The sequence below is a fragment of the Cronobacter sp. HA18006 genome (assembly GCF_011605445.1).
Lineage (GTDB): Bacteria > Pseudomonadota > Gammaproteobacteria > Enterobacterales > Enterobacteriaceae > Cronobacter > Cronobacter sakazakii.
The window spans coordinates 1,130,594-1,149,587 of the sequence record NZ_JAANQB010000011.1 but is presented as its reverse complement, the minus strand read 5'-3'; the positions used below and the strand labels follow the sequence as shown (position 1 = coordinate 1,149,587).

Below are 18,994 nucleotides of genomic sequence, written 5' to 3'. Positions count from 1 at the left end.
TGCGCACAGTCGCACCACACCTTTTTAAAAATGGCGGGAGAGATCCACAGATGAAAAACTGGAAAACGAGTGCCGAACAGATCCTGAAAAGCGGTCCGGTTGTGCCGGTGATTGTGATTAACAAGCTGGAGCACGCGGTCCCGATGGCGAAGGCGCTGCTGGCGGGCGGTGTGCGCGTGCTGGAAGTGACCCTGCGCACGCCGTGCGCGCTGGATGCTATCCGCGCTATCGCTAAAGAAGTGCCGGACGCCATCATCGGCGCGGGCACCGTACTGAACGCGCAGCAGCTCAAAGACGTTACCGAGGCTGGCGCGCAGTTTGCCATCAGTCCGGGCCTCACCGAGCCGCTGCTGAAGGCCGCGACCGAAGGCACTATCCCGCTCATCCCGGGCATCAGCACCGTTTCTGAGCTGATGCTGGGCATGGATTATGGCCTGAAAGAGTTCAAATTCTTCCCGGCGGAAGCCAATGGCGGCACCAAAGCGTTGCAGGCCATCGCAGGGCCGTTCTCCCAGGTGCGTTTCTGCCCGACCGGCGGCATTTCGCCTGCCAACTATCGTGACTACCTGGCGCTGAAAAGCGTGCTGTGCATCGGCGGCTCCTGGCTGGTACCGGCGGACGCGATGGAAGCGGGCGACTGGGATCGCATTACCGAACTTGCCCGCGAAGCGGTGGAAGGCGCGCAGTAACTTTCGCGCGAGATAAAACGCAGCGCGCCGCCTTCACGGGCGGCGCGTTTTTTTTAGCCCTTAACGCTCACGGCCGCGGCGGATGCTTTCGCGCGCGCGATGGCGTCATCGACCGTCTCGCCTGTCGCGAGCGCCACGCCGAGGCGGCGCGAACCGTCGATTTCCGGCTTGCCGAACAGCCGCAGTTGCAAACCCGCGCCCAGCGCCCCGGCAAGCTCGCCAAACTTCACATCATCACTTTTCAGCGTTGGCAGGATCACCGCCGAAGCGGCCGGGCCGTACTGGCGAATGCCCCCGACCGGCAAGCCGAGAAACGCGCGCACGTGCAACGCGAACTCTGAGAGATCCTGAGAGATAAGCGTCACCATTCCGGTGTCGTGCGGGCGCGGCGACACTTCACTGAATATCACTTCATCGCCGCAGACAAACAGCTCCACGCCGAACAGGCCGTAACCGCCGAGCGACTCTACCACCTTCTGCGCAATCTCCTGCGCGCGGGCAAGCGCCACATCGCTCATCTGCTGCGGCTGCCAGGATTCGCGGTAATCACCATCTTCCTGGCGGTGGCCGATGGGCGCGCAAAAATGCACGCCGTCCACGGCGCTGATGGTCAGTAGGGTGATTTCAAAATCAAATTTCACCACGCCTTCAACAATGACTTTTCCCGCGCCGGCGCGTCCGCCCTGTTGCGCGTACTGCCAGGCATCGTCGAGCGCATCGCTGCTGCGAATAAAGCTCTGGCCCTTGCCGGAGGAACTCATAACCGGTTTGACGATACACGGCAGGCCGATTTCCGCCACCGCCTCACGAAATTCCGCCTCGTTTTCGGCGAAGCGATAGGCGGAGGTCGGCAGTCCAAGCTCTTCAGCGGCGAGGCGGCGAATGCCTTCACGGTTCATGGTAAGACGCGCGGCGCGGGCGGTGGGCACCACGCGCTGGCCTTGTTGTTCAAGCTCCACAAGCGCGTCGGTCGCGATGGCTTCAATCTCCGGCACGATGAAATCCGGCATCTCCTGCGCCACCAGTTTTTTCAGCGCCGCGCCGTCGAGCATATTGATAACGTGGCTGCGGTGCGCCACCTGCATGGCGGGCGCATCGGCGTAGCGGTCGACGGCAATCACCTCAATGCCCAGGCGCTGGCATTCGATCGCCACTTCTTTTCCAAGTTCTCCTGAGCCAAGCAGCATCACGCGGGTTGCTGACGGGCGTAGTGCGGTTCCTAACATAGCCATAGCGGTATTCCTGCTGTGTGAAATTCTGGCGGCAGTATATACGAAAACGTTTGCCTTGCGCAGCGCGCGCCGTTTGCATTTCCCGTTTCACAGCGTTATACTGTATATAAATACAGTAACGGGAGTTGCAACATGGCGGTAGAAATTAAATACGTCGTAATCCGTGAGGGTGTGGAAAAAATGTCATTTGCCAGTAAGAAGGAAGCCGACGCCTGGGACAAAATGCTGGATTTAGCCGAAGCGCTGGAAGGCTGGCTGGGTCAGGCGCCTGTCGGTTTTGCGGAAGGTCAGGTTGAGCAACTGGCGTTGTGGATGGCGGAGCAGAAAGACAACCTTAGCACCATCGTGCGCACCGGTCGTCTGCCGCAGGAAACCAGCGAGCAGACTGACGGCACAGCCGAGGCTTCGACTGAAGAATCAGCTGAAAGCGAAGAGGGCACCGTCGCGCTGCACAGCGCGCGTAAACGCACCAAAGCGGCCTGATAGCTTTCTCTCTGTGTCGCTGGCGGGTTTACCTCGCCAGCGGTGCGGTTTCCTGCGGTGCTGCTTTGGCGCACCAGCGGCGCGTGCTGCGTTCGCAAAATGCGGGCGCGGTGGCTACAGGCGAATTCCTCTCTGTTATATTTTCCTGCGGTCTGCGGTCTGCGGTCTGCGGTCTGCGGTCCAGGATATATAACGCAACGCTTTTCACTCTTCTGCTGATGTTCTCCTTCTTTTAATCCCTTCCTTTTGTGTGGTTCGCTTGCGCTTCGCTGGTTTTGTACCAGGCTTTTTTCATCACCCGTCTTCGGAGAAGTACGATGAAAAAAACAGCAGGAGTCCTGATTTCTTTTCTGTTACTCAGCGCGGCAAGCGCCGTACACGCTGACGATCCGCGTAAGGTGCATTTCCCTAAATGCGAAGGCATGATGGCGGAAGGCATTGCCGCGAGCGTGAAGCGCGATTATCTGCAAAACCGTATCGTGAAATGGGCGGACGACCAGAAAACGTTAGGGCAGGCCGATCCGGTCGCCTGGATCAACAGCAAAGAGATTGTCGGCAAAGACGATAAATGGACTGTTCCGCTGACCGTGCGCGGTAAAAATACCGACATTCACTACAAAGTCATGGTCGACTGCGCGGCAGGCGAGGCGCATTACCAGCACTGATCCTCTGCGGCCCTTTCCGGGGCCGCGTCTTTTCCCTTCCTTGCGGTTCCCCGACACATCTTGACGTCCGCTCGCTTACGCTTGGGTTATTACTCATCAGCGCAGAGGAACATAATGAGCAACTGGTTAACACAGCTTCAGTCGATGCTGGGGCAGAGCGGCGGCATGTCATCCGGTAAACCGGGTATTCAGGACGCGTTGCGCTCTAAAGGGTTGAGCAGCCTGATAACCCCTGGCGCGCTCGGCGGTCTCGCGGGCTTACTGGTGGCCAGCAAATCGTCGCGCAAGCTGCTCGCGAAATATGGCGGCGGCGCGCTGCTGGTGGGCGGCGGAGCCGTGGCGGGCACGGTGCTGTGGAACAAGTACAAAGATAAAATCCGCGCGGCGCACCAGGATGAGCCGCAATACGGGCAACAGCAGACGCCGCTGGATCGCCGCGCCGAGCGTCTTGTGCTGGCGCTGGTCTTCGCCGCCAAAAGCGACGGGCATATCGATGACAGTGAGCGTGCGGCCATTGAGCGTCAGCTACGCGAAGCGGGCATTGAAGAGCAGGGGCGCGTGCTGGTGGAGCAGGCGATTAATCAGCCGCTCGACCCGATGCGCCTTGCCGCCGACGTGAAAAACGAAGAAGAGGCGCTGGAGCTCTATTTCCTGAGCTGTGCCGCGATCGATATCGATCACTTTATGGAACGCAGCTATCTGCAGGCGCTTGGCGACGCTCTTAAAATCCCGCAGGAGGTACGTGAAGAGATTGAGCGCGACATCCAGCAGGAGAAAAAAGCGCTGCCGGGATAAGCAGATAATGTCATAAACAGGCATGTTTCGCTTGCAACGCGCGCGGGTTTTGCCACCCTTACAGGGTGTTAAACAAAAAGAACAGCGACATGCCACCGAAAGCGAAACAGATCCCCTACGCCATCACACAGCATGGCGACACCCGCATCGACAACTATTACTGGCTGCGGGACGACACGCGCTCGCAGCCGGACGTGCTGGATTATTTACGCCAGGAGAATGACTACGGGCGACGCGTGATGTCCACGCAAAGCGCGCTGGAAGAGCGGCTGCTCTCTGAAATGGTCAGCCGTATTCCGCCACGTGACGTCTCGGCACCGTACGTCAAAAATGGCTATCGCTACCGGCAGATTTACGACACCGGCTGCGAATACGCCATCTACCAGCGCCAGTCGGTTGTCCTTAGCGAGTGGGAAGCCTGGGAAGAACTGCTGGATGGCAATAAACGCGCCGCCCGCAGCGAATTCTATACGCTTGGTGGGATGGATATTGCGCCAGATAACACCGTGATGGCGGTGGCGGAGGATTTTCTCTCACGCCGCCAGTACGGGCTGCGCTTTCGCAATCTCGAAACCGGGCAGTGGTACCCGGAAGTACTGGAGAATGTCTCGGCGAGTTTCGTCTGGGCCAACGACTCCCGCACGCTCTATTACGTGCGTAAACATCCGGTGACGCTGCTGCCGTACCAGATCTGGCGGCACACCCTCGACACCGCTCCCGATCAGGATGAACTGGTTTATGAAGAAAAAGACGAGACGTTTTACGTCAGCCTCTACAAAACCACCTCGCAGAATTTCATTCTGATTTTCCTCGGCAGCGCCACCACGACAGAAGTGCTGTTAGTGAACGCCGATCTCCCGGACGCGCCGCCGCTAAGCTTTCTGCCGCGCCGTAAAGATCACGAATACAGCGTCGATCACTTCCAGCATATGTTTTATATCCGCTCCAACCGCGACGGGAAAAACTTCGGCCTGTACCGCAGCCGCGTGCGCGATGAAGCGCGCTGGGAAGAGATAATCCCGGCACGCGAGAACGTAATGCTGGAGGGCTTTACGCTGTTTGCCGACTGGCTGGTGGTGGAAGAACGCCAGCGCGGCCTCACCAGTCTGCGGCAAATCAACCGCAAAACGCATGAATCTACGGGCATCGCTTTTGACGATCCGGCGTATGTCACCTGGGTTGCCTACAACCCGGAGCCGGAAACCTGCAAGCTGCGTTACGGCTACTCGTCAATGACGATGCCGGACACGCTCTTTGAACTGAACATGGAAACCGGCGAGCGCCGTGTGCTGAAGCAAACGGAAGTGGCGGGGTTTGACGCAGCCAACTACCGGAGCGAACACCTGTGGATCACCGCGCGCGACGGCGTCGAAGTGCCGGTGTCGCTTGTTTATCACAAAGACCATTTCCGCGAAGGGAAAAACCCGCTACTGGTGTACGGTTACGGCTCTTATGGCACCTGTATCGATGCCGATTTCAGCGCCAGCCGTTTGAGCCTGCTGGATCGCGGCTTCGTCTATGCCATTGCCCATGTGCGCGGCGGCGGTGAACTTGGCCAGCAGTGGTATGAAGAAGGCAAATTTCTGAAGAAGAAAAATACCTTCAACGATTATCTCGACGTGTGCGACGCGCTGCTGGCGCAGGGCTATGGCGATCCGGCGTACCTGTTCGGCATGGGCGGCAGTGCGGGCGGGATGCTGATGGGCACGGCGATTAACGAGCGTCCGGAGCTCTTTCGCGGCGTGATTGCGCAGGTGCCGTTTGTCGATGTCGTCACCACCATGCTCGATGAATCCATTCCGCTGACCACCGGTGAATTTGAGGAGTGGGGCAATCCGGCGGATCGGGAATACTATTTCTACATGAAAAGCTACAGCCCTTATGACTGCGTGAGCGCGCAGCGCTATCCGCACCTGCTGGTGACCACCGGCCTGCACGACTCGCAGGTGCAATACTGGGAACCGGCGAAATGGGTGGCGAAACTGCGTGAGCTTAAAACCGATGACAATTTGCTGCTGCTTTGTACCGATATGGATTCCGGTCACGGCGGGAAATCGGGGCGTTTTAAATCGTACGAGGGCGTGGCGATGGAATACGCGTTTCTGATTGGACTGGCCCAGGGCACGCTGCCGCCGGACCAGCTCGCGGATTAATCGTTATCGAGGTAGTGCTTTAACGTCAGACGTAAATCAGGGTTGAGCTGTTTGACGTTATTGAGCATCCAGCGCAGATACCCCGGATCGCGCCCGGCGATATCGGCCACCGGCTCGCCGCGATATTTGCCAAACGGCAGCGTGGCGATAAGCTGCGGGCGGCCGGTGATATTCACCATCTCTTCTGGCGTCCAGCCGGAGACTTTCATTATCTCCAGCAGCAGCGCCGCGGTGATGTAGCAGTCGAACAGCGCGCGGTGATGGTGCAACCCCTCCGGCGTTTCGACCTGTAGCTTAAGCGATTTATACAGCCCCATATTGCTGTAGCGAATGCCTGGCCACAGGCGGCGCGCCAGCTTGACGGTGCAGATCCACTCGCCCGGCATTTCAGGCAGCACTTTGCGGTCAAAGCTGGCGTTATGCGCCACATACCATTGGCTGCCGTGATAGCGCGGGATCACCTCTTCGATATAGGGTTTATCCGCGACCATCGCCTCGGTAATTTTATGTATCGCCATCGCCTGGTGGCTGATAGGGCGGTCCGGGCGCACCAGATCGCTCATCGGGTTGACTATCGCGCCGTCGATGATGTCCACCGACGCCACTTCGACAACGCCGCCCTGCAGTCCGCAGGTTTCGGTATCAATAATCCGTAGCATATGCGCTCCGCCGGAAGGAAAAACAGACGCCCGCCGTTGTCAGATGGACCGGCGGGCAAGGCAGAAAGCCATTATTTCATTTTAGGCTCGTAAGGCAGGCGGGAGAGATTCACCGACGCCAGGCGATGCGCGATAAGACGCTCGCGAAACCAGTCGCGCAGATGCTCAGGCTGTTCGCGCTCAACGGCTTCGGCGATAACCGGCATGTTGTAGCGCTCTTTAAACGCTACGCCGGACGCCGCCAGATCGACATTCACTTTATCCATCTCTTCCTGCGGAAGAAGGGCAAGGTTCTGGTTCATGGTGTGCTCCTGTTAATCGCCGTGAAGGTACTGCGCCGCGCGCCGGATGACAAGCCTTATGTGGCGGGATGTGCCTTCCCGGCTCGACTTGCCATCAGCGCGAAGGTATTCTTGCGCCTGATTTATAATAAAAAGGAATGACTGATATGGCACTGTTTACCGCACGTTTTTGCCGTGCGCTGGCGCTGGTCGCCGCCGTCATGACCACGCCTGCCGTGTGGGCGCATGCGCATCTGAAAGCCCAGCAGCCTGCCGCGAACGCGACGGTTGACGCCTCGCCCGAAGCGCTGACTTTAACCTTTTCCGAAGGCATCGAGCCTGCGTTCAGCGGCGTGACGCTGACTGGCCCGAATGGCAAAAAAATGGCTACCGGCGCGGTCAAACGCGCGCCGAATGATGACAAACAGCTGGTGGCACCGCTTGCTGCACCCCTTGCGAGCGGTGAGTACCAGGTACAGTGGCACGTGGTGTCGGTGGATGGCCATAAAACCAAAGGCAGCTACCGGTTTAGCGTGAAGTAACGTCGTGCTGGAAAGCGTTTATGTCGCGCTGCGTTTTGTCCATGTCGCCGCGCTGATGTCCGGCGCGGGCGGCGCGCTGTTCTGCACGTGGCTGGCACCTCCCGCGCTCGCAGAACCGCTGGCGCAGCGCCTGCGTACGCTCTGGCGCGGTGCTGCGCTGACGACGGCTATTAGCGCCGTGGCGATTTACGCGGTGCAGGCGGGACTGATGGGCGACGGCGCGGCGGACAGCCTGCGCCCGGCTATCTGGCAGGCGATGTTATCGACGCGCTTCGGCGCGGTATGGCTGTGGCAAATCCTGCTGGCGCTGGTGACGCTGCCGTGTCTCTGCCTGGCATCACGGCGCGGCGGCCTGTTACTGTTACTCTTTTGCGCGCAGCTCGTGTTGCTCGCGGGCGTCGGGCATGGCGCGATGCACGAAGGGCTGACCGGCGCGCTCCAGCGGATTGGCTATGCGCTACATGTGCTGTGTGCGGCCTGGTGGTTTGGTGGTCTCGTGCCGCTCTTGATGCTGATGCGCCTGGCGAAAGAGGTCACATGGCGCGCCGACGCCATTACCGCCATGATGCGCTTTTCGCGCTACGGACACATCGCGGTAGCCGGTGTCATCGCGACAGGCATCGTTAACAGCGTACTGATCCTCGGCATAGCATGGCCGTTACATAGCGGGTATGTGCGTCTGCTGGCGCTGAAAATCGCGCTGGTGGCGGTGATGGTGGTCATCGCGCTGATTAACCGTTATGTTCTGGTGCCGAAATTTTCACGTCAGGCGACGGCGCAGCGCCGGTTTATCCTGATGACAAAACTGGAAGTGGCGCTCGGTGCGCTGGTGCTGTTAAGCGTCAGCCTGTTCGCCACCTGGGAACCTTTCTAACTGGTGAGAAAATAATGAAGAAATCGCTGCTTGCGCTGCTGATGCTCTCCTGTTCCGGCATGGCTCTCGCCGCGCCGCAGATTATTACGGTCAGCCGCTATGAAATCGGCAAAGACAAATGGGCGTTCAACCGTGAAGAAGTGATGCTCGCGTGCCGTCCTGGCGATGCGCTGTTTGCGATTAACCCCAGCACGCTGATGCAGTATCCGCTCAATGATGTGGCTGAAAAACAGCTGGCGCAGGGCAAAGTCACCGGCCAGCCGATCTCGGTCATCCAGATTGATGACCCGGCGCATCCGGGGCAGAAGATGAGCCTGGCACCGTTTATCGAGCGCGCACAAAAACTCTGCTAATTTCCCGTCACGCATAAAAAAACCGCAACAGCCCGCCAGGGCGCGTTGCGGTTTTTCTTTTTTATGACGTTCTGACCGCTTTTTGCTGCGACTTTAGCCGCAAACTGGAAAAGCTGGTGTCGTCATCTATTCTTAAAAGGCAAGGCGACTGAGCCTGCATTAATGCCAACTTTTAGCGCACGGCTCTCTCCCAAGAGCCATTTCCCTGGACCGAATACAGGAATCGTATTCGGTCTTTTTTTATCCTTCGTTTATAAGTAATAAACTAAATCATCCTTAATAAATACCCTTTTATTTAAATATTATTGATTCAGACAGGTCTGAAGGGAGCGAAAGTGGTTTTCAAGTCTTTTTGAACCAATAGGTTGTACTATTTTTAGGGGGGGGTGAGACGCTATTCATTTCTGGGGGATTTAATTAGCATATACTGCCTTCTTTTATCAGAGGGATGCCAAAAAAGGAGAATAAAATGAAGGAGTTAAGCGGAACAGCTTGGGTTAATAAATTTCAGGGTAGTGCTTCCACTGAAACGTTAAGCTATCCATTCAGAACCAATGTTGAACAATTTTTGGCCGCCTTACGGCAAGCTGGAGCAGTAGTAACTATAGCCGCTACGCTTCGCCCACCAGAAAGAGCTTATCTGATGCACTGGTGCTGGAAAATTAGCCGGGAACTGGTCAAAGCTTCCGATGTACCCCCAATGGCTGGCGTTGATATTGAATGGGATCATGGCAATGACGCTAAGAGTTTGCGTGAAGCGAATGCGATGGTCGCGGCCTATGGTATGAGTGGGTTGCATGTGGCTCCAGCGTTACAAAGCCGTCATACTGAGGGGAATGCGATTGATATGAACATTTCGTGGTCAGGCGATCTGCATATCATCGATAAATATAATAACGCTGTCATTATCAGAACACCGCCGCGAGATGGAATGAATACAGAACTCCATCAGGTAGGCAGAAATTATAACGTGATAAAATATCATGGTGGTGCTCGGGACAAGCCTCACTGGTCATCTGATGGGAGATAACATGAAAAAAATAATGATGATGGTCGTCGCTTTTTTGCTGATAGAAGGATGTACCGCAGTACAGGCTGAACCCGTACAGCCTGATGTGAAAGCTTTTCAGGATAACGCTGATGAATGCCAGCACTTTGCTGGTGAGTGGGACAGCACGTTACCTAAAAGCCGCCAAAAGGAAATTGAGGCAGGCGTAGATAAATATTGTACAGCGGCGCGTCAGCAACAAGAGCAACTAAAGAAAAAATATAAGGGAAATCATGAGGTAGAACAAATAATTGCTGAGTACGATCTCTGAATGAGCGTACTCGCATCGTATTATTCGACGGGGTTTCTGAGGCGACATCCTATAACCGGGTGCCGCCAGTTAATGACTTCGCGTCAAGCCTTCAGCATAACGTTTATTCACGCTCTGGTTATGCTTGTTACTTTCTGCTCCCTTCTCAATATCAGTCAGGATTATCTCTGGATCATGAATTCATGATGATTAAGGTCATACCGTTCTTTCGCAAAGGAACCAACCATCCCATCCTTATGTGAACAGAAATTCCGCCCACTAAATCTGGTGGATTTGTGAAGGCGAACCGGTAGCAGGCTAAGGGATGAAGTATAGTAAAAGCAGGAAAACAAGGAGTTAATCCCGATGAATCCGTTTATCTATGTTTTTGGTCTCCTGCTGACGCTCGACGCGCTGCGTGAACTGGCCGGCGCCTCTTCCGTTATAGGGCTGTGGTAAACCGGCCTGCGCCTGTGCGGGCTATTTATCGTGTTTGCGGCCAAACAGCCAGAGCATAAAAATAGCCGCCACCACACAGCCAATAAAACTGACGATAGCTTCGTGAGTAAAAATGGTCACAGGACACCTCCCGACGTTGCTTGCTTTAAGCATAGAACATCCTTAGCCGGGTAAGCGTCTCTTTACGCATTAACGAGATAAACGCTGCCATTCATCTCTTTTTTAGTTACAACATACTCATGGGTGACACAACGGTTGCTGACAAACACCCACGCGAACGCATCGACTGGCAAGGCGCACTGCGCATCACGCTATGTCATGCAGCGCTATACTTGCCAGATAACCAGAGGGGCAGGCGATGTATCAGCGAATCGACGGCGCAGTGTGGCGGCATATCTTTATTGTGGGCGATCTGCACGGTTGTCTGGAGGCGCTGGTCAGCGCGCTGAAGCGCGAGCGTTTCGACCCGCGCGTTGACGCGCTTATTTCTGTCGGTGATTTAATCGATCGCGGTCCGGATAGCCTGGGCTGCCTGCGGCTTATCGGCAAACGCTGGTTTTTCGCGGTGCGCGGCAATCATGAGGCGATGGCAGTCGAGGCGCTGGATTCCGGCGACAACGCGCTGTGGGCAATAAACGGCGGCAGCTGGTATTTCGGGCTTTCTGAAAAGGAGAAGCACGAGGCGCAGGCGCAATTTGTCAGAGTGCGCGAACTGCCGCTGGTGATCGAGCTACAAAGTCACTACAGGCTCATCGTGGTGGCGCACGCCGATTATCCGGCGTCGCGCTATATTTGGGGTCAGCCGCTCGATGAACAGGCGGTGGTGTGGAGCCGGGCGAGAGTAAACCGGGTATCGGCAGGTAAAGAAGAGCGCATTGAGGGCGCGGACGCGTGCTATTTTGGCCACACGCCGCTGCGCGAGCCGCTCACGTTCGGGAACCTGCATTACATCGATACCGGCGCGGTCTTTGGTAATACGCTTACGCTGGTACGCGTGCAGTGATCAGAAATCGCTGTACTCCCGCGCCGGGCGCCAGAAGCCATCGATAAAGTCTTCAACGGGGTAGCAGCCCCCGTGGCGCATCCGCTGTTCATCCATCACTTTCAGACATTGCTGTTCCGTATTAAACACATCCACGACGATGTCATCGCAACCGCCATCCAGATAACAAACAAATAAAACCAGAGCGAACATGGCGTCCTCTGTGTGACAACGTTTGTCATAAGTGTAGGAGAAGCGAGGGGGAAGGGAAAACCGAAGGTTCTGAATCGGGACGTGTAAATAAATAACCCGCCTTCAGCGACGGGTTCTTTTTGAATCAGGCAAGGCGCATGATCCAGGCATCAGCTTGTTGGTCGTAATGTTCGCGGTATAGCACGGAGTGTTCGCCGTTGAGCACGGCAGGAATGCTGGTTTCGGCGTCCCAGGCATCAAGCTGCATGCAGAGATCCGGATCTGATTTGCAGGGAATGCTCAGCTTGCGCTCGCCTGGCGAGTCGCCGTGCAGCTCTGCATCGTCTATCTCGAAAGTGCCGATTTTTACGCTGGTTTTTGACATAACGTTCTCCCTCAGACAGTACACAGGTGGTATGACCAGTCAGGCCCCACCGTTAAGCGTAGTCAAAAGCGCAAGAAATGCCAAAAAATGCGTTGGTGTTTTTTTGCGCGCCTTAAACCGGCGCGCTGAACAGAACCCCGTCGCGCACCAGCTCGCGCGGATAACTGTTCTTCAGTCGGCTGCCTACTTTTTTCGCCAGACCCAGCGGCTGATGCTGGAAAGTGACAATCACGTCATCGACATCCGGCACCGTCTGCGGCCAGACATCGCGTCCGCGATACCACTCCTGAGCCTCTTCGGCAGACAACTCAAAGCCGAGCGGATTATCGCTTCCGGCCAGCGCGACGACGGCTTCGTGCTGCCAGCGGTACCCTTTATTATGGATCTCAGCCAGACGAATGCCAGTGCGGGAGAACCGCACTTTGCCGATGAACGGCGTAAAAGCTTGTGGGAAAAGCCAGATCTCTTTATCGCGTTGCCACAGCTCAAGCGTCTCGTCCCATTCGAGGCCGACTTTTCTGGCGGCGGCGATGACGGCCTGCGCTTCGCGAGTTTTCAGCGGCGTAAACGGGAATGCGCCCACTTTGTAGGTCGGCGCGGGCAGCGGCTCGACGCTCGCGGTTTTACGCAGACGCGCGACAAAAAAGCCTTCGCAGTCGTAAATCTGCGGAAAGACATGCAGAAAGCCTTCTTCGGTCAGCGCCGCATCGGCACCGGGGAAGAGGGCTTTAAGCGAGAGCACTTCTACCGCCTGCGGGTAGCGCGCCAGCAGCCAGCGTACCGTCTCCTGGTTTTCTTCGCGGTTCAGCGTGCACGTGGAGTACACCAGCGTGCCGCCAGGGGCGAGCGCATGAAAAGCGCTGTCGATAAGCTCGCGCTGGGTGGCGGCGATCTCCTGGTTGCTCTGCGGCGACCAGTTGCGCAGCGCGTCCGGATCTTTTCTCACCACGCCTTCGCCGGAGCAGGGCGCATCCAGCAAAATGGCGTCGAACTGCTCCGGCAGCGCGGCACCAAAAACGCGACCGTCAAAATGGGTCAGGCCGACGTTGTGAATGCCGCAGCGGCTGATATTCGCGTGCAATACCTTGACGCGGCTGGCGGAATATTCGTTGGCGAGAATAAAGCCCTGGTTTTGCATCAGCGCGGCTATCTGGGTCGTTTTCGAGCCGGGCGCCGCCGCAACATCCATCACGCGCGCAGGCGTGTTGCCATCGGCGAACAGCGCCGCTACCGGCAGCATGGAGCTCGCTTCCTGAATATAAAACTGGCCGCTTAAGTGCTCGGCGGTGCTGCCAAGCGGCAACGCGTCTTCGTCATCGCGCTCGATCCAGAAGCCTTCCGGGCACCACGGCACGGGCGTTAACTGCCAGCCGTAGGGCGCGACCTGCGCCAGAAACGCGTCAACGCTGATTTTCAGCGTGTTGACGCGAATGCTGCGACGCAGAGGGCGCTGGCAGGCGGCGATGAAATCGTCCATCGCAAGCCCGGCGGGCATCGCTTCACGCATAACATCAAGAAAAGCTTCAGGAAGGCAGACAGAACCGAATTGCGCCACGGCGACACCTCAGCGGGCAGAAAAAAGAGGGCGCGAAGTGTAACACAAACGCCCCGGCGTGACACCGGGGCGCAGGCGTTAACGGGGAAGGGCAGTGCCCCACTGACGCCACTCTTTCGGCTCACTGTCCTGCAACAGGAAGTGCTTGCCGGGCTGCGCTTTCGGCGCGAGCGGCGTTTCCGGTGGCGTGGCGAACGCAATACCGCCGCGGATGAACTGGTTAAACGTACCGGTTTTCACCACGCCGCCCACCAGGCCGAAGTTCAGGCTGTAGCCCGAGGCGAGCCAGAAGACCGAGTTCTCGCGCACCAGATGCTGATAGCGCTTGCTGATGCGCATCGCGACCATCACGCGATCGGACATGCTGCCAAGCGACATCCCCGTCACTGTGCCCACTTCGATGCCGCGGAAAAGTACCGGCGTGCCAATATTCAGCGACCCGGCCTCCGGCGCTTCAACAATAATGCTCAGGCCATCGAGATAGCGGGAATCGGTAATGGTCGCTTCCTGTAGCTCAAAGCTGCGACGCCCCGGTCCGCGCCCCGGCTCCACGTTGATATAGGGTTGCAGGATGGTGTCGAGATTCTCAACGCCTGCCGCCGAAATTTGCGGCGTTACCACGGAGAACCGCGAACCCGCGCGCGCAAAGGTATTCACATATTCCGGATAGAGCACCGCCGTCGCCTGCACTTCGTTGCGATCGGTGATGAGCTTGAGCGATTCGATCTGGCCGATATTGATGCCGAGGTAGCGGATCGGCATGTCCGGCGCCAGCTTGCCGGCATCAAACGCGTGCAGCGTGATCTGGCTGCCCACCGCGCGGGCGGCGGTTTCTGACGGATAGAGCGTGCGCTTATCTTTTTCGCCAAGACCGGCACCCGCACCGTTGAGATTATCGAAACTGATGGCACCTTTCAGCGCGCGGGAGAGCGGGGAGGCCTGCACCGTCAGCCCGCTACCGTTGAGCTGCACTTTCGCGCCGCCTTCGGCCCAAAAGACGCTGTTTGGCGTAAGCAGCTTGCGATACTCCGGTTTGATATGCACTTCGATATCAAACGCGTTGGCACGTGGCCGCACGGTAATGACTTCACCCACTTCGAATTTGCGGTACAGCACCACGGAACCTGCCTGAACGTCGGGCAGGCTTTCGGCGGTGAGCGTCAGCGTCGTGGTCGGCATGTCGCTTAAGCTGTTTTCCACCGCTTTTTCCAGGTTGGCGTAGAGCGGGTATTCGTTTTTCATCTCGCCTTTATCGCCCGGCAGCACGCGGATGCCGCCGCTCAGCCATTCGCTGGCGCTGGCACCGAGAAACTCAACGCCGTCGAGGCCCACTTTCACATCCACGCGGCTGTTGACGACGAATTTGCTGTCGCCTTTGAGCAGCTCGCGGTACTGCGGGTCAATCGCCACGGCGAAACTGACGCCCTTGGCGTTAAGCGAGCGCTCCAGCACCTGGCCTATCTGAATGCCGTGCAAAATGACCGGCTGGCCGGCGTCGATGCCGTAGCTCTCCGGCGCGTTCAGCGTCAGCGTCAGCACGCCCGGTTTTTGCAGCGGCGTTTTGTCATCCGGCAGGACAACGAAATGGTTGCGCGGCTGGCCTTCGCCCGGCACCAGCTCAAGCGTACTGCCGGTCAGCAGCGTGCTGATTTCGGGGTTATTGAGCGAGAGTTTCGGGCTGTGCATCTCAATGCGTGTGCCGTCACGCAGCAGATTCACGACGCTCGGGTCGACCGTCAGCTCGCCGGTGACGGCGCCGCCAGGATTGAGATTAAGTTTGGTGAGCGTACCCACCTCAAGCCCCTGATACATGAGCGGCGTGGAGTTCTCTTTGAGCCCCTGACCGCCGGGGAGATCGAGCTTCACCAGCACGCCGCGCTGGCTGTGGGCGAGATCTTCATACAGGCCGAAGGTGTCGTTCTGGTCGGCATGTGCGGAATCCGCGGGCGAGTCAAAGGCGATAGCCCCGTTGACCAGCGCCGCCAGGCTCTCCAGCTCCACTTTGGCACCGCTCAGCCCAATGTTGGTTTTCACGCCGGAGACGTTCCAGAAGCGGCTGCCTTTTTTCACCAGATTGGTGAAACGCCGCTCGATGATAACGTCGATGGTGACGCCCTGTTTATCGGTGTTAATCGAGTAGTCATACACCCGGCCAACCGGGATTTTGCGGTAATAGACCAGCGACCCGCTGTTCAGCGAACCGAGATCCGGGGCGTGCAGATGGATCATCAGCTCGCCGGTATTGAGGCGGTATTTCGGCTGGGTATCAAGCGCCCGGAAGTGGTCGCGCGGTTCGCCTTCGCCCGGCATCATGCCGATATAGTTACCGCCCACCAGCGCGTCCAGCCCGGAAACGCCCGCCAGCGAGGCTTTCGGCGTGACGAGCCAGAATTGCGTCTGGTCGCGCAGGGCGTCTTTCATGTCATTCTTGATACTGACCGTTACCTCGATTTTATTCAGATCTTCGCTCAGGCGAATATCCTGTACGGTGCCGACTTCGACGCCCTGATAGCGCACCGGCGTGCGCCCGGCGACGATCCCGTCGGCGGACATAAAGTCGATAGTGACGGTGGTGCCTCGCTCTTCATACGTGGTCCAGATAAGCCAGCCCGCTATCAGCAATGCGATAACGGGCAGGATCCAGAACGGAGAGATGCGACGTTTTGTTTTAATTCGCGCTTCAGTCTGTGAAGCGGGCGTTTCCTGACTCATGTGCGTCCCAAAGTAAGCGGCTGTCCAGCCATTCAACAGCAAGAATAGTCAAAATCACCGACGCGCCGAAATAAAACGCCGCCGGCCCCATGACAAACGACAACAGCTGGTCACGGTTGACCAGCGACATCGTAAGAGAAATCACAAACAGATCGAGCATTGACCAGCGGCCAATCCAGGCCACCAGACGTAACATCAGAATGCGCGCACGCAGCCCCTGCTGACATTTAAAATGAATACTGACCAGCAGCGTCAGCAGCACCAGCACTTTGGTGAACGGCACCAGAATACTTGCAACGAACACGACGCCCGCCACCAGGATATTGCTCTGCGCCAGCGAGATTATCCCTGACATGATCGTATCTTCCTGGCGCGAACCGTTGATATAGATAATCGAGATAGGCAGCAGGTTGGCGGGCAGCAGAAACACCATTGAGGCGATGAGCGCCGCCCAGCATTTTTGCAAGCTCTGCCGACGGCGGCGGCGTAGCGGAATATGGCAGCGCGAACAGCGCCCGCGGTTATCCGGCACGCCGGTGTAGTGGCAGCCGAGACAGACGCGGAGATCCTCGTGATAGCGCGTGGCAGGGCGTTGGGGATAAAAGCGCTCCCACAGCTCTTCAACATTAAGATGTATCAGCGTCAGTACGCTTAACACCACCAGCGCCACAAATGCCAGAAGCCCAATGCCCGGCTCAAGCCAGGCGTATTCGCGTACTTTGATGGACGCGACGCCGATGCCCACCAAATAGATATCCAACATCACCCATTCGCGCAGCCGCTCCAGCATCAGCAGCACCGGACGCAGGTTCATACCCAGAATATTGCCAAACCAGAGATAGGCGATGGCGGCGACCAGCGTTGCGGGCGCACCTACCGAGCAAAAGAGCACCATAGCGGCGGTGATCGTGTCGCCCTGGCGCGTCATCTGCCAGATGCCCTGAAAAAGATTGGCGTCGATGCGTGTGCCAAGCAGGTACAGGCGCAGCAGCGGTTCGCTATAGGCGAATGGCATCAGCAGCAGCATGGTGATAGCCATCGCCGCCAGCCGGGTGAGCGACCAGTCGCGACCGTCGCGAATTTTCGCGTCGCAGCGCGGGCAGTGCGCGGTCTGGTTAGACTTCACCACAGGCAGCATAAAAAGGATATCGCATTGCGGGCAACGCTGATAATGTGCCATCGGCAACGGCTCGCCGATGGCGTGAATGTTCAGTTTTTTGCCAGGAGAAATCTGTTGAGTTTTGAGTGCCATGTGCGAAGCATGTTTTTATATGATTCTGTTATCGTAACTCATGAAATGATTAATCTTGAGCATGAGCGCATTTAATGCTTATTTTAGTAGGCTGGCAGAGTAAGTAAGACAACAAAGCGATCGGATTAATGAACAAAACACAATTTTACGCGGAACTCAATCGCGATTTTCACTCCCTTATGGCAGGGGAAACCAGTTTTCTCGCGACGCTCGCGAATACCAGCGCGCTGCTGTTCGAGCGCCTTGAAGGCGTGAACTGGGCAGGTTTCTACCTGCTGGAAGACAAGACGCTGGTGCTGGGGCCGTTCCAGGGCAAAATCGCCTGCGTGCGTATTCCTTACGGCCGTGGCGTCTGCGGTACGGCGGTCGCGACTGGCGAAGTGCAGCGCGTGGATGATGTGCATGCGTTCGACGGCCACATCGCCTGCGATGCGTCCAGCAACGCCGAAATCGTACTGCCGCTGCGCGCGGACGGCGAAATTATCGGCGTGCTGGATATCGACAGTACCGTCTTTAACCGCTTCGACGCTGACGACGAGCAGGGGCTGCGTACCCTCGTGGAACAGCTTGAAGCCGTTATCGCCGCCACCGACTTTAAAAAATTCTTTGCGCCAGTCGCATGATAAGCAACGGATAACGTGGCATTTACCGATGGCGTCATTATAATGACGCCTGTTCATGCCTGCGGCTTGTTGGCAACATCCGTTGTAATCAGGAAATTTCATGGAAAATCAACCTAAGTTGAATAGCAGTAAAGAAGTTATCGCCTTTCTGGCCGAACGTTTTCCGCAGTGTTTCAGTGCTGAAGGCGAAGCGCGTCCTCTGAAGATCGGCATTTTTCAGGATCTGGTAGAGCGTGTTGAGGGCGAAATGAACCTCAGCAAAACGCAACTTCGTTCCGCATTACGTCTTTATACGTCGAGCTGGCGCTATCTTTACGGCATCAAACCCGGTGCCACGCGTGTCGATCTCGACGGCAACCCGTGCGGTGTTCTGGAAGAACAGCACGTAGAACACGCCCGCAAGCAGCTTGAAGAAGCGAAAGCCCGCGTTCAGGCGCAGCGCGCCGAACAGCAGGCGAAAAAACGCGAAGCAGCAGGCGCTGAAGGCGAAGAGAGCGGTGCAGAGCGTCGCGAACGTAAGCCGCGTCCGGCTCCGCGCCGCAAGGACAACGCCGAGCGTAAACCGCGCGCTGCGAAACCTGCCGCTGCCGCCAAACCATCGCGCCCTGCGCGCGAAGAGCGCCATACTCCGGTGTCTGACATTACGGCGCTCAGCGTCGGCCAGGCCATCAAGGTCAAAGCAGGCAATAACGCGATGGACGCCACCGTGCAGGAAATTACCAAAGATGGCGTCCGTGTACAGCTGACTTCTGGTATGTCGATGATTGTACGCGCAGAACATTTAGTGTTCTGAAACGGAGGTCAACCAGG

Annotated in this window: 22 protein-coding genes; 14 read left to right on the top strand and 8 right to left on the bottom strand. The window is 57.2% G+C overall.

All coding sequences use genetic code 11. The features are described 5' to 3' along the window. Positions 1–50 precede the first annotated feature (50 nt). Entirely contained in the window at positions 51–689 is a 639-nt protein-coding gene (locus G9X48_RS07190; RefSeq protein WP_007775914.1) for a bifunctional 4-hydroxy-2-oxoglutarate aldolase/2-dehydro-3-deoxy-phosphogluconate aldolase, read from the top strand. 53 nt (positions 690–742) lie between these two features. Here the strand turns inward: G9X48_RS07190 and purT are convergent, their stop codons facing one another. After that, entirely contained in the window at positions 743–1,921 is a 1,179-nt protein-coding gene (gene purT / locus G9X48_RS07185) for a formate-dependent phosphoribosylglycinamide formyltransferase (protein ID WP_097641399.1), read from the bottom strand. A gap of 132 nt (positions 1,922–2,053) precedes the next feature. Here purT and G9X48_RS07180 point away from each other — a divergent pair, with 132 nt between their 5' ends. The 4 genes from G9X48_RS07180 (at position 2,054) to ptrB (ending at position 6,017) form a co-directional block, all read left to right on the top strand. Continuing rightward, positions 2,054–2,404, top strand: a complete 351-nt coding sequence (locus G9X48_RS07180; protein WP_004386660.1) for a YebG family protein — start codon at positions 2,054–2,056, stop codon at positions 2,402–2,404. Between the two features lie 317 nt (positions 2,405–2,721). Next, positions 2,722–3,069, top strand: coding sequence for a protein YebF (gene yebF / locus G9X48_RS07175; protein WP_032989329.1), 348 nt, complete (start codon positions 2,722–2,724; stop codon positions 3,067–3,069). Between the two features lie 114 nt (positions 3,070–3,183). Then, the gene (locus G9X48_RS07170) at positions 3,184–3,864 is read left to right on the top strand and encodes a tellurite resistance TerB family protein (RefSeq protein ID WP_012124466.1); all 681 of its coding nucleotides are present in this window, start codon (positions 3,184–3,186) and stop codon (positions 3,862–3,864) included. Positions 3,865–3,953: 89 nt separating this feature from the next. Further along, positions 3,954–6,017, top strand: a complete 2,064-nt coding sequence (gene ptrB, locus G9X48_RS07165) for an oligopeptidase B (protein WP_097641400.1) — start codon at positions 3,954–3,956, stop codon at positions 6,015–6,017. Here the strand turns inward: ptrB and exoX are convergent. Both exoX and G9X48_RS07155 read right to left on the bottom strand, forming a co-directional pair. Beyond that, positions 6,014–6,676 (bottom strand): exodeoxyribonuclease X, encoded by a 663-nt coding sequence (gene exoX, locus G9X48_RS07160; RefSeq protein WP_007775901.1) that lies wholly within the window; start codon positions 6,674–6,676, stop codon positions 6,014–6,016. The genes ptrB and exoX overlap by 4 nt on opposite strands. Positions 6,677–6,747: 71 nt before the next feature. Further along, positions 6,748–6,978 carry a DNA polymerase III subunit theta gene (locus tag G9X48_RS07155; RefSeq protein WP_007698883.1) on the bottom strand — a complete coding sequence of 77 codons (231 nt, stop codon included), beginning with the start codon at positions 6,976–6,978 and terminating at the stop codon, positions 6,748–6,750. A gap of 146 nt (positions 6,979–7,124) precedes the next feature. Between G9X48_RS07155 and yobA the strand changes: the two genes are divergently transcribed. From yobA to G9X48_RS07125, 7 genes are all read left to right on the top strand, one after another. Beyond that, entirely contained in the window at positions 7,125–7,499 is a 375-nt protein-coding gene (yobA, locus tag G9X48_RS07150) for a CopC domain-containing protein YobA (RefSeq protein ID WP_007900668.1), read from the top strand. A gap of 4 nt (positions 7,500–7,503) precedes the next feature. Further along, positions 7,504–8,373, top strand: a complete 870-nt coding sequence (copD, locus tag G9X48_RS07145; protein ID WP_097641401.1) for a copper homeostasis membrane protein CopD — start codon at positions 7,504–7,506, stop codon at positions 8,371–8,373. A 14-nt stretch (positions 8,374–8,387) separates the two neighbouring features. Continuing rightward, positions 8,388–8,726: a YebY family protein gene (locus G9X48_RS07140; RefSeq protein WP_004386669.1), complete on the top strand. Its 339-nt coding sequence runs from the start codon at positions 8,388–8,390 to the stop codon at positions 8,724–8,726. Between the two features lie 469 nt (positions 8,727–9,195). Then, positions 9,196–9,756 (top strand): peptidoglycan-binding domain-containing protein, encoded by a 561-nt coding sequence (locus G9X48_RS07135; protein ID WP_158686279.1) that lies wholly within the window; start codon positions 9,196–9,198, stop codon positions 9,754–9,756. After that, on the top strand, positions 9,710–10,045 hold the full coding sequence (locus G9X48_RS07130) for a hypothetical protein (protein ID WP_097641402.1): 336 nt from the start codon (positions 9,710–9,712) through the stop codon (positions 10,043–10,045). The genes G9X48_RS07135 and G9X48_RS07130 overlap by 47 nt, the downstream gene beginning before the upstream one ends. A 345-nt stretch (positions 10,046–10,390) precedes the next feature. Then, positions 10,391–10,483 (top strand): hypothetical protein, encoded by a 93-nt coding sequence (locus tag G9X48_RS21435; RefSeq protein ID WP_012124476.1) that lies wholly within the window; start codon positions 10,391–10,393, stop codon positions 10,481–10,483. Positions 10,484–10,841: 358 nt separating this feature from the next. After that, the gene (locus G9X48_RS07125; protein WP_097641403.1) at positions 10,842–11,486 is read left to right on the top strand and encodes a metallophosphoesterase; all 645 of its coding nucleotides are present in this window, start codon (positions 10,842–10,844) and stop codon (positions 11,484–11,486) included. Here G9X48_RS07125 and G9X48_RS07120 read toward each other — a convergent pair whose 3' ends face one another. From G9X48_RS07120 to yebS, 5 genes are all read right to left on the bottom strand, one after another. Beyond that, the gene (locus G9X48_RS07120; RefSeq protein WP_004386675.1) at positions 11,487–11,678 is read right to left on the bottom strand and encodes a YebW family protein; all 192 of its coding nucleotides are present in this window, start codon (positions 11,676–11,678) and stop codon (positions 11,487–11,489) included. A gap of 124 nt (positions 11,679–11,802) precedes the next feature. Then, positions 11,803–12,042, bottom strand: coding sequence for a YebV family protein (locus tag G9X48_RS07115; RefSeq protein WP_004386676.1), 240 nt, complete (start codon positions 12,040–12,042; stop codon positions 11,803–11,805). A gap of 112 nt (positions 12,043–12,154) precedes the next feature. Beyond that, a complete protein-coding gene (rsmF, locus tag G9X48_RS07110; RefSeq protein ID WP_097641404.1) occupies positions 12,155–13,597 on the bottom strand; it encodes a 16S rRNA (cytosine(1407)-C(5))-methyltransferase RsmF in 1,443 nt (480 codons plus the stop codon). Between the two features lie 78 nt (positions 13,598–13,675). After that, the gene (locus G9X48_RS07105; protein ID WP_007868599.1) at positions 13,676–16,309 is read right to left on the bottom strand and encodes a PqiB family protein; all 2,634 of its coding nucleotides are present in this window, start codon (positions 16,307–16,309) and stop codon (positions 13,676–13,678) included. Next, the gene (yebS, locus tag G9X48_RS07100) at positions 16,278–17,561 is read right to left on the bottom strand and encodes a membrane integrity lipid transport subunit YebS (protein ID WP_004386679.1); all 1,284 of its coding nucleotides are present in this window, start codon (positions 17,559–17,561) and stop codon (positions 16,278–16,280) included. Before yebS ends, G9X48_RS07105 begins: the two co-directional genes overlap by 32 nt. A 128-nt stretch (positions 17,562–17,689) precedes the next feature. Between yebS and G9X48_RS07095 the strand changes: the two genes are divergently transcribed. Together G9X48_RS07095 and proQ are read left to right on the top strand one after the other, a co-directional pair. Beyond that, a complete protein-coding gene (locus G9X48_RS07095; protein WP_004386680.1) occupies positions 17,690–18,184 on the top strand; it encodes a GAF domain-containing protein in 495 nt (164 codons plus the stop codon). Between the two features lie 100 nt (positions 18,185–18,284). Beyond that, entirely contained in the window at positions 18,285–18,977 is a 693-nt protein-coding gene (proQ, locus tag G9X48_RS07090) for an RNA chaperone ProQ (protein WP_007868587.1), read from the top strand. Positions 18,978–18,994: the final 17 nt, after the last annotated feature.